The following is a 16,801-nucleotide window of genomic DNA, read 5'->3' on the forward strand; positions in this document are numbered from 1 at the left end:
CAGGGCGCTCGCTCCCCCGATGGGAGGTCTTGGCGGTCTGGGCAGTTCGGACGGTCATTCTGTTCTCAAGGTTCTGGTATGAAAGATATTTCAGAGGGCTTTCGCGGGAAGCCCTTAATATGTTCGCTGCCGGGGAGTTAATATGTTTTCTTTCTGTCTATAGGATAGCACCGCAACGGCCGCTGTGCCGTATATCCATAATGTCGGAAAACAGGTGCAGAAACTGCAAAATTCCACGCTTATGGACAGAAACCGCCGGAAGTGGTATACTGTGCAAAAAACATCGGAGGTGCGACCATGAACATCAAGCTGACACTGGGAGAACGGCTCAAAGACCTGCGTGTGGAGCGGAATCTGAAGCTGGAAACGCTGGCAGAGCAGACGGGTCTGTCCAAATCGGCACTGTCGAAATACGAAAGCGACGATGTGACCGACCTCAGCATTTATGCGGTGACAACGCTGGCTGAGTTCTATGGTGTGACCACCGACTACCTGCTGGGTGTGACGGAAAACAAAAAACGCCCAGATGCAGTCCTTTCGGACTTGCATCTGAGCGATGGCGCAGTGGACGTATTAAGGAATGGAAAATTCAATCATCGGCTGCTGTGTGAGCTGATCGTGCATGAGAATTTTCAGAGGTTCATGACCGATCTGGAAATCTATGTGGACGGATATGTCAGCGCAAACATTCAAAACCTCAATGCTGGTCTGGAAGCGACCCGGCAAATGCTGAAAAAGAAGTATGCAGCAGATGAAAACGATTTGTACATGAGCACCTTGAAGCTGGGGCAGATCGATGAAGATGAGTACTTTGGCCGGGTCTTGTACGATGAGTTGGTGGCCATCCTGAAGAACATCAAGACGGAACACCGCAAGGACAAGACCACTTCGGATGGTTCAATGATCGATAACCTGATGAAGGAACTGGAGGATGCACAGAAACATGAAGGGTCTGCGGATGAAAAGAAGATCCGAACGGCATTGAAGGCAATCGGCATCAACTACGATAAGCTGACAGAGGATGAAAGAAAGCTGATAAAGAAGATCCTTTATAAAACGGCAATGCTGAAACCGGGGACACTTGCAGGCAACCGGGGAAAGCACAGACGTTGATTATTTACCTTGCGGCTTATAGGGGAAAAACGCTGCTGCGGCAGGAAGGAGAACGTACACCATTGGTTCCTCTGCAAGCCTGTGCTGGGTGGGCAAAGACCGTCAACTGCCACGCCCATCCGCGCATCCTTCTGCCACAGAACAGGTGCTTGCCGGAGCCTTTCGCAGCCCCTTTTCCGCATCAGCCGGAACCAAGGTGTAACACACTAGACTTTGCAAGCAAAGTCGTGTGCCAACGAGCGTTCCGCCGCTCTTTGGATTCTTCCCGGCAGGGCACTGGAAAATGGGGTGCCCTGTGCAGCACGGGGCGCATCCGTCACCTCGCACAAAAAATTGACTGCAAGTTTTACTTGACAATTCGCAGAATATGCACTATCATAGCCATAAGATGAATATAATGTTTATAACGATATACTCAATTTGAGGGTGAGGTATTCCATGGCAATCAATGATAGTGCTGTCGTCCCGCTTTACCAGCAGGTAAAGGATGACATTCGTGCCGCGATCGAGAGCGGCAAGTACAAAACCAACGAGAAGATCCCCCCGGAGCCGGAGCTGAGTGCAGAGTACTCGGTCAGCCGCATCACGGTGCGCCGTGCCGTGGAAGAGCTGTGCGCCGAAGGGTATCTGGTCAAAATGCAGGGGCGGGGCACCTTTGTCAGCAAGCCCCGCATCCATCGTAAGTTTGCCAGCGGCAGAGGAACTGCCAGCTTTACGGAGACCTGCAAAGAGTACGGCATGGTGCCGGGCGCCCGGCTGCTGAACCGTCAGATCGTGCCGGTGCGTAAGGATGAGGAAGCCTTCTTCCATGTAGGCCCGGAAGCCTTGCTCATCTATATCCAGCGTCTGCGCACCGCCGATGGTCAGCCGGTGTTTCTGGAAAATCTCTTCCTGCCCTACGAGCCCTACAAGAGCCTGATGAGCGAGAATCTCAATGATGTTTCCATGTTTGACACCATTGAGCGCATCTCCGGGCTGCGCCCTGCAACGACCTCCTGCCAGCGTATCGAGGCGGTACGGGCTTCGGCAGAACAGGCACAGCTGCTCAACCTTTCGCTGGGCGAGCCGCTGCTGTATCTGAACGCCTACTTCCATGACCAATATGACCACCCGCTGTGCATCGGGCGGCAGTATTACATTGGAAGCCGGTATATGTTTGAGTTTTAAGGGCAGAATTCTGTCCCAAAAGAGCGTCTTTTCCACCCGGAAAAGACGCTCTTTTTGTCGTTCCAAGGAGAATTGTTGGTGAAACTGCTAAAATATAGGGGAGATGCTTTGTGCACGTTACCAAAGTAAAGATTTTTTTAGAAAAACCTCTTGACGTCTGTGCAAAATGTGATACTATGTACATGACGATTATGACGTCTATAACGAATAGGATGATACAGACGCCGAAGAGATGAAGGAAACACAAGAAAGGTCGTGGATGCGTATGAACCGAATCATTCTTGCTTCGCACGGAGGGCTGTCTGCCGGGATGAAGGACACCGTGCAGATGATCCTTGGCGAGATGCCGAACCTTTATGCCCTTGCTACCCTGCGGGATGAGACCGAGCCTATCACGGTAGCGGCACGCCGGCTGCTGGAGGGCTTTGCAGCAGAGGATGCTGTGTACATCGTGACCGATGTGATGGGCGGCAGCGTGAACAACGAGATGCTGACCCTTCTGCCGGAGTATCCGGCGGTGCACCTGATCTGCGGCATGAACGCTTCTCTGGTGCTGACCCTTGCTTCCAACGACGAAGCCCTGACACAGGACGAACTGGCCGAGTGCATTGCAGATGCCAAGGCGCAGATCATTGATTGCAACCTGCTGCTGAAAAACGCAGCCCAAGATGAGGAGGATGACCTATGATCAAATTAGTACGTCTGGACTACCGCCTGCTGCACGGTCAGGTGGTATTCTCGTGGACCGGCCATGTGGGCGCACAGCGCATCATCGTGGTGGACGATGACGCTGCCAACGACGAAATGAAAAAGTCCGCCCTGCTGCTAAGCAAGCCTGCCGGTGTCCGGGTGAACATCTTTACGGTGGACAAGGCCATCGCCAAGATGCCCAAGGTGGAGCAGCTGGACGAGAAGATCATGATGATCTTCGGCAACACCGCTGCCCTGCTCAAGTTCTGCCAGGCATACCCCAAGATCAAAGAGATCAACTACGGCGCTGTGGCAAACAAGCCCGGCTCCAAGGCCTTTGACCAGTCGGTATTCCTGACCCCGGAGGAGCAGGCAGACACCCAGAAGCTGCTGGATATGGGCATTAAGATCTACAGCCAGCAGACCCCCACCTTTAAGGTAGTACCCATCGATCACATCTGATCGTAAGGAGATAAGAAGGAGGAATTGACCCATGTTTGTTACCGCACTGCTTCTGGGTCTGGTTGGCGTGTTCTGTATTCTGGACTCGCGCATTCTGGGCCGCATGAACTTCGAGCGTCCGCTCATCACCTGCACCATCGTCGGTGCGCTGCTGGGTGATCTGCAGACCGGCCTGACCCTTGGCGCATCCATCGAGTTGATGAGCCTTGGCATCGTGAACATCGGCGCAGCAGCACCCCCGGACATGAACATGGCTGCCATCATCTGCGCAGCTTTTGCCATCCTGACCGATGCTTCTGCCGAGACCGCACTGGCGCTGGCCATTCCCATCGCTGTTCTGGGCCAGATGCTGGGCGTGCTGATGCGCACCATCCTGTCCAACCTGACCCACGTTGCCGACCACGCCATTGCAGAAGGCAAGTTCCGCAAGGCATGGAGCATGCACATCGTCTGGGGCACGCTGCTGTACAGCCTGATGTACTTTATCCCCATCTTCCTGTCCGTCTACTTCGGCACGGATCTGGTGCAGAAGATCGTGGCTTTCATCCCCGCATGGCTGACCGATGGCCTGAACCTCGGCAGTAAGTTCCTTACCGCTTACGGTATTGCCCTGCTGCTGTCCACCATGCTCAACCGCGACCTGACCGTCTACTTCCTGCTGGGCTTCTTCTTTGTGGGCTATCTGGGTCTGGATGTTACCGCTGTGGCAATCTTCGCCGCAATTCTGGCTGTGATCCTGACCGGTCTGAAGTATGGCAAGGGCGCACCCGCCGCAGCCGCTGCCGGTGCAGCTGCTGCCAACCCGGATTACGACCCGCTGGAAGATGACGACGATCTTTGATAGGAGGAAGCTGAAATGAGCAACGCAACCAAGACTGCAAAGCGCAGCGACTTCAAGAAATACTTCCAGTTTATGTGGCGTTCCCTGAACATTCAGGCCTCCTGGAACTACGAACGTCAGATGAACATGGGCTTTTTGTACGGCATCGCTCCCACGCTGGACGAGCTGTACCCCAACGAGAACGACCCCGAGCAGCTGGCGCACAAAAAGGAAGCCTACGAGCGTGAGATGGCGTTCTACAACTGCACCCCCCAGACCAGTGCCTTTACGCTGGGTCTGGCTGCTTCCATGGAGGAGCAGTACGCCGCCGACCGTGAGAACTTCAACCCGGAGACCATCAACGCCGTCAAGACCTCGCTGATGGGCCCCCTGTCCGGCGTGGGCGACTCCTTCTTCCAGGGCACTGTCCGCCTGATCGCTTTTGGTCTGGGCATCTCTCTGGCACAGCAGGGCAGCGTTCTGGGCCCCATTCTGGCTATGATCATCTCCATCGTCCCCTCTGTGCTGGTCACATGGTTTGCCGGTAAGCTGGGCTACACCATGGGCAGCAAGTACCTGACCAAGCTCAACGGCGGCATGATGGACAAGTTGATGTACGTCTGCGGCATCGTAGGCCTGATGGTCATTGGTGCCATGGTGGCAAGCATGGTGGGTTTGACTACCCCCATTACCTTCGCAAGCACCGGTCTGGTGCTGCAGGATGTGCTGAACAGCATTCTGCCGAACCTTCTGAACCTTGGCATCGTGATGCTGATGTACACCCTGATCCGCAAAAAGGTCAAGACCGGCTGGCTGCTGGGCATCTGCATCGTGGGCGGTGTTGCCATCAACGCCCTTGGTCTGTTGGTGTAACCGGGTTTCCGGCTTACATAGATATCCGTACGCCTGTAATTTGTGATTCATCAGAACAAAAAGAAAAATAATTTGGAGGATTGCATTATGTATAACATTGATCTGGCAAACGTCAAGTCCATCGTGGCAGACATCGTGGCAAAGCACAACGTGGAGAACGTGGCCTTTGTTGGCTGCGGTGCTTCCAAGGCAGAGCTGTACCCCGCAAAGTACTTCCTGGCAAACTGCAGCAAGAAGCTGCGTGTGGCACACTACACCGCCAACGAGTTCAACTACGATACCCCCGATTGGCTGGGCGACACCACCGTGGTCATCACCGCTTCTCTGGGCGGCAGCACCCCTGAGACCGTCAAGGCCAACAGCGTGGCAAAGGCTGCCGGTGCAACCGTTGTCAGCGTTACCCACGCTGCCGGTTCTGCCCTGACCAAGGAAGCTGACTACACCATCGTTCACGGCTTTGAGGCAAACTACGCTGCCAAGCTGGAGAAGATGGGCTACGTTCTGGCACTGGCTGTGGAGATCCTGCAGCAGGTGGAAGGCTTCGACAAGTACGACAAGATGATCGAGGGCCTGACCAACGTGTTCGAGGCTGCCGAGAACGCTGCCAACTCTGCCCGCAAGTCTGCCAAGGAGTTCGCTGAGAAGTACAAGGACGCTCCCGTCGTCTACGTCATGTCCAGCGGCGCTTCCATGGAGGTCGCTTACTCCACCTCCATCTGCCTGATGATGGAGATGCAGTGGGTCAACTCCGGCTCCTTCCACAGCGGCGAGTTCTTCCACGGCCCCTTCGAGATCGTGGACAAGGACGTGCCCTTCATCCTGCTGATGAACGACGGCAAGACCCGTCCCGTGGATGCCCGCGCACTGACCTTCCTGCACCGCTTCGATGCTCTGACCACCGTTGTGGATGCAAAGGATTACGGTCTGGGCAATGCTGTGGACAGCAGCGTCATCACCTACTTCAACCCGCTGATGCACACCGCCGTGTTCCGCGTCTATGCTGAGGAGCTGTCCTACGTCCGTCAGCATCCGCTGACCCTGCGCCGCTATATGTGGAAGCTGGAGTACTAAGCGATCGACCGGGATCAATAGACCCATGCTTGGGGGAGGGGCTTGCCCCTCCCCTTTTTTGATGAAGAGGGAAATGAAGAATGATTGAAGCAGTGATTTTTGATATGGATGGGGTGCTGGCAGATACAGAATATTACTACGAGAACCGCCGTAAAAACTTTCTGCTGGAAAACGGCATCCCCATCCCGGAGGGCAACTTCATCGGCTCCAACGAAAAAGCCATCTGGGAAGCCATTGTCCCCAACGACCCTGTGCGCCGTCAGGAGATGCTGATGGCTTACCGGGAGTACCGCAAGGCTCGCCCCACCCCCTACGGCAAGCTTACCGACCCGCAGGCAGAGCCGCTGATGAATGCGCTGCGCAGCCGGGGGCTGAAGGTGGCGGTGGCGTCCTCCAGCGCAGCACCGGATATCATGAAGATGCTCACGGAGGGCGGCTTGAAAGCCATGGTGGATTTCGCCTTCAGCGGCGAGGACTGCGCCGCCCATAAGCCTGCACCGGATATCTATCTCAAGGCGCTGAAGGCACTGGGGCTGACGGCAGACAAGGCTATTGCGGTGGAGGATTCTCCCACAGGCATTGCCTCCGCAAAGGCGGCAGGGCTGAAGGTGCTGGCACTGAAGCCCCGCCACGGCGAGCCGCTGGACCAGTCCGCCGCAGACTGCATCATCACCCAGCTGATGGATGTAAAGGAGCATCTGGACTGAGATGGAAGCGATCAAGAACGGTCTGCGCAAAAACCTGACTCCGGCACAGCTGTGGAGCGGCGCACGCTTTTTTCTACTGCTGAATCTGGGACTTATCATCTATGCAGTAGCACTGAACTTTTACTGTGCGCCCAACCACTTTGTATTTGGCGGCACCACCGGTCTTTCCATCGTTCTGGCCACCTGCTTTCCGGCTCTGAGCGTCAGCACCTTTATGTGGATCACCAATGCGGTGCTGGATGTGCTGGGCTGCGTCTTTCTGGGCATAAAGACCATGGGTTGGACACTGTACTCCTCCTTCATGCTCAGCTTTTATTCCAGTATGTGCGAAAAGATGTTTCCCGTGTCGCAGCCTTTGACGGATGATACTTTGCTGGAGCTGTGCTTTGCGGTGGCGCTGCCTGCCATTGCCAGCGGCATCGTATTCAACATCGGGGCATCCACCGGCGGCACCGAGATCGTGGCGATGATCCTGCACAAGTACATCAAGGTGGAGATCGGCAGGGCTCTGCTGCTCAGCGATATCGGCACAGTGCTGTTTGCGGCTTACCTCTACGGCCCGCAGACCGGGATGTACTGCGTGCTGGGACTCATCGGGCGCAGCACCATCGTGGATACAGCTATCGAGAGCCTGAATCTCCGCAAGGTGTGTACGGTCATCACCTCAAGGCCGGAGCCCATCCGGCATTTCGTTACGGAAACACTGGGACGCACAGCGACCCAGCAGAACGCCACCGGCGTGTACACCGGCGAGCCCCGCACCATGATTATGGTGGCGCTGACCCGGCGGCAGGCAGGGCTGCTGCGGGATTTCCTGCGCCGGGAGGACCCGGAGGCCTTTCTGACCATTGTCAACTCAAGCGAGATCATCGGCAAAGGGTTCCAGTCCATCTGAAAACGCAGAATGCCCGCCCACTGTGGCTTTCCACAGGTGGGCGGGCATTATTATATATGGTAAATGGTTGTTTACGCTGACTTCCCGGGATTTACGCTGAAAATACGCTGACTTGGCATGGTTTACGCTGAATTTACGCTGAAAACGCGCAATCGCGCGAACAAAGCGCGAATAAATCCGGCTGACCGCGAATAAACCGCGAACAAAGATCGCACGGGCGTGCATTCTTCATGCGTGGGAAGGTGCGACGTGAAAGTTGGAACTTGTAAAAATAAACTGTAATACGATTGAATTTCGGAAAAGTGGAATCGCACGCTGGAATGCGCGCGTGCAATGTTGCCTGAATAAAAGTCAGCGATAAAAACGCGCGCCGCGCGATTAGCATTTTTGCCGCGCGTTTTCTAAGGCTCAATCTTCCAGCCTGCCGTGGTCACAGCCGAGGGAAAGATAACGCTCCATCTCCCCTCTCAGCACCATCTGTGCGTACTCCAAGGGCTTATTATACAGCAGCCAGTCCAGTTCTGCCCGCTGTGCCGGGGTGTTGCCGTACTCGTCCTCCACGGTAATGCAGTCGATGACAACGGTGGTGCCATCCGCGAACAGGGCTTCCACCCGGTTGGTGTCCATGTTGTAGCGGCAGGAAAGCAATTTTGTCATAATAGTATCCTCCAAGACTTGATTTATGGTGTGCGGTCGCTCGAACCAATGCCGTCAAGTCGTTGTCGGATAAGTCGATTTTTCATTTGTCTGAGAGTAAGTGCACGGTTTCTGCACGGTTTTTGCACGGTTTCAAAACGTGCAAAGGGTGCAAATCATTGCAAAATCGGACAAAGGGTGCAGAAACTCGAGGTTCAAAATCTGCGATGTATCGCAAAGAAATGACGTTGAAACGTAACTTCCAAAAATTGAGGGAATCGCCCGGCGTGCGCTACGAATCAGTAGGCCGGGGGTTCGAGTCCCTTCCATCGCACCAGAAAATGCCGTGAAATCGAAAGATTTCATGGCTTTTTTGTTTTTCTGGCAGGGTCTGCACACTTTTGCACATCTCCTGCACACTTTACAAAAAAGCCATGAACTCTTTGCATCGCTTGCACAGCGTGTATTTCGCTGCACAAAAAAGAATCTTTTACGCGAAGAGCACCCGCGTCAGCTCGCGGCGTTCCTCTGCGTCCATCTGCCGGATGGCTTCAAGGATCATTTTACCCGTGATTTTTGTTGCCACCGGCGTTTTGTTTTCCGGGGGTTTCTGCGGCTTTGCACCGGCCACATCCTGCGTGTAGAAGTCTGCTTCGATCTTCTCGGTCAACTCCAACCGGGGTTTGTCCTGCGTGTGGGCGTAGGTGTCCATCAGGACGGTGGCGGTTGCATGGCCGGTGTTGCCCTGCACCGACTTGAAGTCACCGCCAGACTGCAGCAGCTGGTAGGTGGCACTGGAATGGCGCAGACCGTGGAACACGATCTTCTCAAACTCCGGGTGCTCTGCCCGCCACATACGATACCACTTGGTCAGAACGTCCGGGGCAATGGGTAAGCCGTCTGGTAAGCGGAACAGCTGACCGCAGTTGCTGTACTTTTCCGGGGCGCTCTGCTCGTCCTGCTTCATCTTTTCCAGCCATGCCAGAAGCTCCTCTTTCAAGGGCTTGGTCATGTACAGAATGCGGTTGGACTTTTTGGTCTTAGTCCGCTTGAGAATCAGCGAGGACTTGCTCCCCTCCCGTCTGTCCGGGAAGGTGTGGTAGATTTGGGTGGGGTCGATCTTGGACAAGGCGACCTTGTCGGCACGCTGCAGGGCTTTGTTCACCGAGATGGTTCCCCGTCCGTCTGCTGCATCAAAGTCGAGGTCTCCCGGCTGCAAGCCGAGGATCTCGCCCTCACGGAGCGAGAGGATCATGCTCATGTGCACCGCCAGATGCAGAGCGGGGTTCTCGATGGTCTGCAGCGCCGCCAACATGGTGCGCTCATCCCAGATGGTGCGTTCTTCGGTGTTGATCTTGGGGGCTTCACGGGGAGTAGGCGATTTGTGAATCAGATCCCAGTCAACGGCATACGAAAAGGCGGTCTTCAGGAGCGTGTGGACTTCGTGAATGGATGTGCTGGATAACAGCCGTTTCTTCTGATTTTCCGTCAGCTCCTGCTTCACACCGTGCACATACTGCCCGCAGGGGGTCTGGCTCAGGGTGGCGTAGAACTGCTCAATATCGTAGGTGCGGAGGTCTTGCACCTTCCGCTTTCCGATATACGGCACGATGAGGTTCTGCACCATCGCCACAGATTGGGTGTAGGTCTTGGGAGACCACTTGTGTTTGCTGGACTGAATGGGGATCCACTTGTACAGCATCTCCTCCACCGTCATGGTGTCGGGCACGAGGAAGGTGCCGTCCAGCAGTTCCTTCTCCACCGTAATCTTGCGCTCCTGCGCTTCGGCCTTGGTCTTGAAGGTTTCCCAGCCCTTGCAGGGCTTGCCAGCATGATCTTTGTAGTTGTATCGGACGGAATACGTGTTGCCACGTTTCATAATAGATGCCATAGATGTTCCCTCCCTCAGACCGCTGCAAACCAATCGTCAAAGCTCTGCTTGCTTACCCGGATGCTGGTACCGAGGCGGATCACCTTGAAGTCTTTCGTGGTGTTGCACAGATTGTACGCAGCACGGTTGGAGATCGCCAACAGTTGGGCGATCTCTTCCACCCGGTAAACGAGCGGGGCGTGTCGGACGGTTTTGCTGGTCTGGTCAGAAGGTTCTACGGCAGGGGTTTCGGACAATTTCATTGTAGGGGATTCGGGCGCGATTTTCAAGTCCTCACGGGTCAGTTTGGCGGAATTTTTGCGGACATTCGTCATAGGCATGTCTCCTTTGCACTTCTCCAGACCCGGCGCAGCTCCGGTTGAGTTGCACCCTTGTGGGCCGGTAAATATGTAAGGGCCTGCCGCTCCTGACCCGAAGCAGCAGCCCCAAAAAAGTGCGAGAACTTGAATTTACGCGCCCCACGCGCCCCAAACCACACAAAAGTACCTTCCTGTGTTGATTTTATGGGGCGCATGGCTGGGATGGACGCGCCCTTTTGGGGCGCATCTTGGTTTCTCTCCCGCCCCGAAGGGCGTGTTGCCGCCCCACATCCGCCCGGAAGGGGCGGACACGAACCCGAAGAAAACAGCGATAACAAGTCGAAACCACTGATTTGGGGCGCGTAGGGCGGGAGATTTTCACTTTTCGTGTGTTTTATGCCGCAGCAAAGGCGGGGTGGACGCATACGCCCCGGAAGCCGCGATACTTTCCCTCGATGTGCTTGGAGAAGGTCAGGCCATACTTCCCTGCATTTTTCAGCAGAAACTGGCTGAACTTCTTTTGCGGAACAGGCGATTCCAGATTATCCTCGCACCACTTGGTGTAGGCGCGGTAGAGATAGGTGGAGCGTTCCTCGGTGTCGGGCTTGAAGCGGACATACGCCGTTGCCTGCATGAACTGGGTCAGGTTGTCGCTGTCCGCCATGGCTGCTTCGAGGTTCTGGATAGAGCGCTCGCTGATGGTAAACTGATAGCGGTTCGCCAGCAGACGGTGCAGCCCCTCCAGCATCCACAGCAGGATGCCGGGACGCTCCTCGGACAGCTCTTCGATGAGGAAGGGGTTATCCACCCGGGCAGGGTCACGGTCTTTTACCGTGATGAGGATCTGTCTGCGCCAGAAGCCGTCGCTGTCATCGTGAGCAGCCACAAGGTTGCCATTGCCGAAGCAGATGAAACGAACGTACAGCAGGCCTTGGACAGCCTGCTTGTTTTTCCGCTCGATGCACAAACGGTCTTCAGCGGTGACGATGGACTTGATGTTCCGTGTTTCGGGCAAAGCCACCATGTTCAGGTCGTCATCGACCATGACCAACTTGTACTCCAGATTTGCACTGGCAAAGCGGTTCGTTTCGATGCGGAGGATGGATTCGGAGTGAGAGGCTTCCCCGAACAGCTTCTTCAGCAGCAAGCCGATGCGGGATTTTCCTTCGCCGCCCTTGCCGGTCATGACCAGCATCTTCTGCGCCTTGGTAGACGGGATCAGAAGATAGCCGAGATATTCCTGCAAGGTCAGAATGTCCTCCGGGATCAGTAGACCGTCCAGAAATTCCAGCCACTTGGTCGGTGCGGGGGCATCGGGCTGGTATTCCACGGGGAGCCGGTTCAGGCAGAGTTCCTTTTCCGGCACAAAGCCCCGCTCGTCCAGAAAGTAGGTTCCGTTCTGGAGATGGATGCGGTCAAGCTGGGGTTTCCATTCGGGGGTATAGGTTTCGATACGGAGTGCGTCCAGAACCTGCTTTTCCTTCTTGGCAAGGTTGTCGAGCACAAAGTCACGGAGGTCGCTGTGGACTTCGTAGAGCAGTGCGTCCTCGTCTACCTCGCCGTTCTGGTCGAACAGCTTCTGTTTCAGGCACATCATGGGGTGTTTCTCTAAAAGGTACTGGCAGTAAGCGGTTTCACGCACTTTGCCCTTACTGTCTACCCAAGGGCATTCGCATTCTTCCTCTTCTTCCAGTTCGTCCTCATCACGCCAATCGTCGTTCCTCTTTTTCCAGTCGCTCATGCAATCCCTCCCAATACTTCCGTAGCTCGTCTTCGGTCTTCGGGTCCGGGAGCACCGAACAGTCCAGATAATATTCAACGATGTCAAGGTTCTTTATCGCTTCAAGGAAGCAGGGGTGAAGTTCTTCTGTGGGTGACTGCGGTGCGTATCGGATCCGCCAACGCTGCAGACAGCGGTAATAGTCCAGCAACTGCTGCCGGACGGTGGGCGGTCTGCGGGGAGCAAGCCGCACCTTGCCGTCGGCAAGTGCCATGCCGAAATCGTTCTTCAACTTTTCCACGGCCTTATAGGGAGAAAGTTGAAAAAGTCTGCCGACAAAATCGATCACATCGCCATCTGCCTGACAGGCGAAACAATGGAAACGGCTGTCCACCTTCATGCTGGGGTGTTTATCCCCGTGGAAGGGGCAGCACATCATACCGTTCCGGTTTACGGCTAAGCCGTACAGCTCCGCTGCCTGCCGGGTCGAGATGGCGTTCTTTACGTCCGAAAAGACAGAGGTGCTACCCTCCGTCCCAATGGGTGGGGTACAGGCGAAAGGACGAAGCCCGGTGAGGGGCGTGGGTGAGGTTGGGTTTATTCACACATCGATCCGTCAGAGTGTTGTTCATTTGACCTCCTGCTGCGGTACGGCGTGGCTGCGCTCCTCCTTGCGGAAGAAGGTTTCCACGTTCTGTAGTGCGGTGCGGAGTTCACGCAGTTCGATCTGCGCTTTCTTGTAGCGGGTGTAGAAACCGTTTTTCTCCGAGGAAAGGGTCTGGTATTCGGCATCCAGTTTTTTGAGGTCCGGCAGAGTCCGAAGCCCATTGGCCTTGAAATAGGCGCAAGCGGCCTCGTACACAGCAAACTCTGCACGGTGCTGCTCCTTGAACTTGGCGGGATTCCGCACAGTCTGGAGCTTCTGTGCAAGAGGCTTGTACTGCCGATAGACCACAAGATGCCCGCGCAGCTCCTTGAGGGAGACCATGCGGGCATCCATGTCTTTGACCACCGCCAGTGCATCGTCGTGCTGGGTTTGCAGTTCGGCAATGCGCTGGTTCAGGGCATCTTCACTGAGCAGCTTTTTCTCCTGCAGGAGACACAAGGTCTGCGACCAGCGTTTGAGGTTGAACTTTTTCGCCCAACGCTCATAGCCGATGCCCTTGCCTGCAGCAACGTTCGCCTGAATGTCAACCAGTTTCCTGATCTTATCCGGTTTCTTCTCGCTGCTGGGCTGGATGATGGCGGCAAGCTGGATGTTCTGGGCGAGGGCGGTCAGCACCTGCTCTTTTTCCAGCTTCTTGCTCAGTTTCTTGGCGGTGATGAACTTTGTCCGGCCGGGCGGGCAGTAGCTCAACCGACCTCGGCTCTCTTTCACGGCGATGCCGTGTTCCTGCATGAGCAATGCAGAAAATTCCTCGAAGGTGGTGGTCTTGTTCAGCACAGCGTAGATCTGCTTTCGCAGCTTGTCCAGCTCGGTCTGGTAGACGGTCTGGGTGGGCTGCTGCCCTTCGGCGGCAAGTTTGGCGTTGGCATGGTCGAGGCGGCGCTGTCCGCGCCGCTGCGCCCAATACTCGCGCTCCGAAACATGGTCGCCTTGGGCTTCCAGCAGGTTGATCTGGTTCAGATCGGCTTGCTCGCACATTTCCATGACCGCGACACGGAGGTGCCGGAGCATGGCAGAGGTGCAGCGGTGCTTCTTGCCCGCTTCCCAGTCGCACGGCTTGTCCATGAAGGGCTGCCGTTCCACGGTGCGGACGCGCAAGCTGCCGATGACGATGTGGACGTGAATGTTCCCGGCACTGTTGTGCCCGTCCGGGTGGGTACAGACGATGGCGGGATGACCGGGGAAATTGTCCCTGCAGAACTGCAAGCCAAGGGCTTGCGCCCGCTCCATGGTCAGGCCGTTCTCTACTGCGTCCTTCGGGTCGAAGCTCACAATATAATGGTGGGTCTTCACGTCCTCCCGCCTGCCGTTCTTGCCGTACTTGCGATTGGCAATCAGGCAGGCCATAGCGAACGAGGATTCGCCGCACTCAAGGGTGTCGAGCAGGTACGAATCCCGCAGCTTGGGTCTGCCCTTCTCGTCCAGAATGGGCAGACCAGTGTACTCGTTGTGCTGAAAGGTGAGATAGCTTTCGGCGGCGGCATAGTTAGAGTTTTTCGAGGTCAAATGCTTGATGGTTGCCATACAGTTCACCAACCGTTTCTTCGGCTTTCAGCCGAAAGTTCGTGAGTGCGGACAGTTCCTCCAGAATTTGCGCCCGGAGCTGCTCGGTGTCTTTGCCGCCGGAGTTTAAGTGCCGTGCAAGCTGGTTGAGGTTGCTGCCTACCTTGCTGCACTGGGCAGACAAGGCAGCAAGCGCCGCCAGTACATCCTCGCCGCCCTGCGCCACCACAACGGTGTGCTTGACGTTCACGCCGTACAGGACGCGGCGGACGAGTTCGGATTGGGTGAGGTGGAGTTCTTTGCAGGCGTATGCGATCCGCAGTTTTTCTTCTGCGGTCACTCGGACTTTGATGATGTGTGTCTTTCGTTTTCGCGGCGTGTCATTGCGGTTCTCTCGTGCGTGTACGTTCGGACTTTTCATTTCAGTCATATTCGACCTCCTGTGAAAATGATAAATGCCCACTCCGGGATGGAGAGGGCTATGTAAAGCGACACGCCGCTTTTGCGCTGAAACCAGCGCAACACTGGAGCAGGGTTTGGGGAAGGCACTCCCCAACAAGTGGCAGACCATGTGACAGAACATTTTCAAGCATTGAAAATTTGTGGCCACAGGTCGATACTTGCTTTCGCCCTTTCCGTGCAACACTGAAAATTTCAGAAGTCGAACCGCAATGCACATTGAAAATTTTGCAGAGCAAAACGTGTGAAAAGGCAAAGCCCCTGCTCATGATCACCGTTCACACCGAACGCAGTTCCTGCCCCTGTTTTGCAGCGGCGTTGTCCGGCTCGCCCACAGAAAGTGTGAGGTCATGGCGCAGTATCTCGTTCAGACGGCTTATGTAAGATTCAAGGTACAGTATGAAGAAAGCCGGACGCAGTGCGGACACTACAACCTGCTTCTTTCAAGCACAAGAATAACACTTTGCGGTTGTGCAGTCAACAACCAAAAACAAATTTTGGAAGATTGAACAACTACATAAGATTTTATTTGTGAAAAAGAAAAATACCGCCCATGCAGCGCAGCGATGATTTTGTCGGGTGAATCGGCGGCAAAATAGATCGGGTGTGTTGCGGGGCGGTAAAAATCTTCATGGAGAATAAATCCTCGCCGCTCTGTACTTTTCTACAAATTTGGTGGGATTTGCGATAAAGGGTATCATGGATTGCGGTGAGCGTCAAGATGGTTTTGCAAGTTTTATTGCAGTAAAACAGTGATAGTAGGACTTATATTCTGGGAAATTTGATGGAAACCGGTGCTTGTATGCACGGTTTTATCGCAGCAGTGTCGAGGAGAGCGCGAACAGTGTCGAAAGCGCGGGGTTTAATTACCAAAAAGACTGTCACAATGAAATAAAAACTGTGCAGGGTGTATACTGCAAGCACAAGGAGGGATGCATATGAGAACTGTAATCCTAGCGTCACACGGACATTTGGCATCCGGCATGAAGAACACGGTGGAGATGATCCTGGGAGAACAGGAGGCGCTCAAGGCGTTCGATGCCTACACAACGCCGGAGTGCAATGTCCATGACACACTGGAGGCGATGCTCCGTCAGGCAGACGGAGAATGCGTCATCGTTACGGATGTGCTGGGTGGCAGCGTGAATAAGGAAGCTGTCGTCTTTGCGGCACAGCCTGGTGTGCGCGTGATCACCGGAATGAATTTGACGCTGGTCGCAACTCTGCTGACCGAGGAGGAGCTGCCGCTGGATGAACTGGTCAGAACCGGCATCGCAGAGGCACAGGCTTCCATTCAGCAGCCGGAGTTCGTCAGTAAAGAAGAAGATTTCTGATAAGGAGGAAAAAATTTATGATCCAACTACTGCGCGTTGACCATCGTCTGCTGCATGGTCAGGTGGTTTTCAGCTGGTGTGGCCAGCTGAACCCCAACTGCATCCTGATCGCAAACGATGCGGCCGCTACCGATGATGTGCGCAAGGCTGCGCTGCGTCTGGGCAAGCCCAACAATGCCAAACTCGTCATCAAGACGGTGGATGATTCCATCGCCGCCATCAATGAAGGCAAGACGGACAAGTACAGCCTGATGATCGTGACCGGCAATGTCAAGGATGCGGTGCGTCTGGCGCGGGAGACCACCCAGATCAAGAGCATCAATCTGGGCGGCACAAAGTCTGCGCCGGACCGCCACGCACTGTCCCATACGGTCTATGTATCGGACGAAGAGGAAAAGCTGCTGCACGAGGCCGCTGCGGAGGGCATTGAGGTGTTCATCCAGGCAGTGCCCAGTGATGCCAAGAAAATATTGACCTGATCCATCAAGAACAGG

Annotated in this window: 18 protein-coding genes; 11 read left to right on the top strand and 7 right to left on the bottom strand. The window is 55.1% G+C overall.

Features of this window, described 5'->3' with window-relative positions; all coding sequences use genetic code 11:
- Positions 1 to 297 precede the first annotated feature (297 nt).
- From MTP41_RS08290 to MTP41_RS08330, 9 genes are all read left to right on the top strand, one after another.
- Positions 298 to 1,113, top strand: coding sequence for a helix-turn-helix domain-containing protein (locus tag MTP41_RS08290; RefSeq protein WP_113991720.1), 816 nt, complete (start codon positions 298 to 300; stop codon positions 1,111 to 1,113).
- 438 nt (positions 1,114 to 1,551) lie between these two features.
- Positions 1,552 to 2,280, top strand: coding sequence for a GntR family transcriptional regulator (locus tag MTP41_RS08295; protein ID WP_015565018.1), 729 nt, complete (start codon positions 1,552 to 1,554; stop codon positions 2,278 to 2,280).
- 259 nt (positions 2,281 to 2,539) lie between these two features.
- Positions 2,540 to 2,968, top strand: a complete 429-nt coding sequence (locus MTP41_RS08300; protein ID WP_249235306.1) for a PTS sugar transporter subunit IIA — start codon at positions 2,540 to 2,542, stop codon at positions 2,966 to 2,968.
- Positions 2,965 to 3,432 (top strand): PTS sugar transporter subunit IIB, encoded by a 468-nt coding sequence (locus MTP41_RS08305; RefSeq protein WP_097773854.1) that lies wholly within the window; start codon positions 2,965 to 2,967, stop codon positions 3,430 to 3,432. Before MTP41_RS08300 ends, MTP41_RS08305 begins: the two co-directional genes overlap by 4 nt.
- Before the next feature lie 31 nt (positions 3,433 to 3,463).
- Positions 3,464 to 4,273, top strand: a complete 810-nt coding sequence (locus MTP41_RS08310) for a PTS mannose/fructose/sorbose/N-acetylgalactosamine transporter subunit IIC (protein WP_117476613.1) — start codon at positions 3,464 to 3,466, stop codon at positions 4,271 to 4,273.
- A 15-nt stretch (positions 4,274 to 4,288) separates the two neighbouring features.
- Complete coding sequence (locus MTP41_RS08315) at positions 4,289 to 5,125, top strand: PTS system mannose/fructose/sorbose family transporter subunit IID (protein WP_055186627.1); 837 nt, start codon at positions 4,289 to 4,291, stop codon at positions 5,123 to 5,125.
- An 87-nt stretch (positions 5,126 to 5,212) separates the two neighbouring features.
- Entirely contained in the window at positions 5,213 to 6,196 is a 984-nt protein-coding gene (locus MTP41_RS08320) for an SIS domain-containing protein (protein WP_015565013.1), read from the top strand.
- A gap of 80 nt (positions 6,197 to 6,276) precedes the next feature.
- Positions 6,277 to 6,903, top strand: coding sequence for an HAD family hydrolase (locus tag MTP41_RS08325; RefSeq protein ID WP_015565012.1), 627 nt, complete (start codon positions 6,277 to 6,279; stop codon positions 6,901 to 6,903).
- A gap of 1 nt (position 6,904) precedes the next feature.
- The gene (locus tag MTP41_RS08330; protein ID WP_015565011.1) at positions 6,905 to 7,798 is read left to right on the top strand and encodes a YitT family protein; all 894 of its coding nucleotides are present in this window, start codon (positions 6,905 to 6,907) and stop codon (positions 7,796 to 7,798) included.
- 408 nt (positions 7,799 to 8,206) lie between these two features.
- Here the strand turns inward: MTP41_RS08330 and MTP41_RS08335 are convergent, their stop codons facing one another.
- From MTP41_RS08335 to MTP41_RS08365, 7 genes are all read right to left on the bottom strand, one after another.
- Positions 8,207 to 8,455 carry a DUF6061 family protein gene (locus MTP41_RS08335; protein WP_249235307.1) on the bottom strand — a complete coding sequence of 83 codons (249 nt, stop codon included), beginning with the start codon at positions 8,453 to 8,455 and terminating at the stop codon, positions 8,207 to 8,209.
- A 469-nt stretch (positions 8,456 to 8,924) separates the two neighbouring features.
- Positions 8,925 to 10,325 (bottom strand): site-specific integrase, encoded by a 1,401-nt coding sequence (locus MTP41_RS08340; RefSeq protein WP_097781083.1) that lies wholly within the window; start codon positions 10,323 to 10,325, stop codon positions 8,925 to 8,927.
- A gap of 14 nt (positions 10,326 to 10,339) precedes the next feature.
- Positions 10,340 to 10,645, bottom strand: coding sequence for a helix-turn-helix domain-containing protein (locus tag MTP41_RS08345; protein ID WP_006735272.1), 306 nt, complete (start codon positions 10,643 to 10,645; stop codon positions 10,340 to 10,342).
- Positions 10,646 to 11,018: 373 nt separating this feature from the next.
- On the bottom strand, positions 11,019 to 12,365 hold the full coding sequence (locus tag MTP41_RS08350; protein WP_005937058.1) for a DNA primase family protein: 1,347 nt from the start codon (positions 12,363 to 12,365) through the stop codon (positions 11,019 to 11,021).
- Entirely contained in the window at positions 12,328 to 12,744 is a 417-nt protein-coding gene (locus MTP41_RS08355) for a CHC2 zinc finger domain-containing protein (protein ID WP_242700885.1), read from the bottom strand. Before MTP41_RS08355 ends, MTP41_RS08350 begins: the two co-directional genes overlap by 38 nt.
- 228 nt (positions 12,745 to 12,972) lie before the next feature.
- The gene (locus MTP41_RS08360; protein ID WP_249235308.1) at positions 12,973 to 14,535 is read right to left on the bottom strand and encodes a relaxase/mobilization nuclease domain-containing protein; all 1,563 of its coding nucleotides are present in this window, start codon (positions 14,533 to 14,535) and stop codon (positions 12,973 to 12,975) included.
- Entirely contained in the window at positions 14,498 to 14,944 is a 447-nt protein-coding gene (locus MTP41_RS08365; RefSeq protein ID WP_249235309.1) for a plasmid mobilization protein, read from the bottom strand. The genes MTP41_RS08360 and MTP41_RS08365 overlap by 38 nt, the downstream gene beginning before the upstream one ends.
- 967 nt (positions 14,945 to 15,911) lie before the next feature.
- Between MTP41_RS08365 and MTP41_RS08370 the strand changes: the two genes are divergently transcribed.
- Both MTP41_RS08370 and MTP41_RS08375 read left to right on the top strand, forming a co-directional pair.
- Positions 15,912 to 16,307 carry a PTS sugar transporter subunit IIA gene (locus MTP41_RS08370; RefSeq protein ID WP_249235310.1) on the top strand — a complete coding sequence of 132 codons (396 nt, stop codon included), beginning with the start codon at positions 15,912 to 15,914 and terminating at the stop codon, positions 16,305 to 16,307.
- Positions 16,308 to 16,324: 17 nt separating this feature from the next.
- Positions 16,325 to 16,786, top strand: a complete 462-nt coding sequence (locus tag MTP41_RS08375) for a PTS sugar transporter subunit IIB (protein ID WP_117529936.1) — start codon at positions 16,325 to 16,327, stop codon at positions 16,784 to 16,786.
- Positions 16,787 to 16,801: the final 15 nt, after the last annotated feature.

It is taken from the genome of Faecalibacterium sp. I4-3-84 (assembly GCF_023347255.1).
GTDB lineage: Bacteria > Bacillota > Clostridia > Oscillospirales > Ruminococcaceae > Faecalibacterium > Faecalibacterium taiwanense.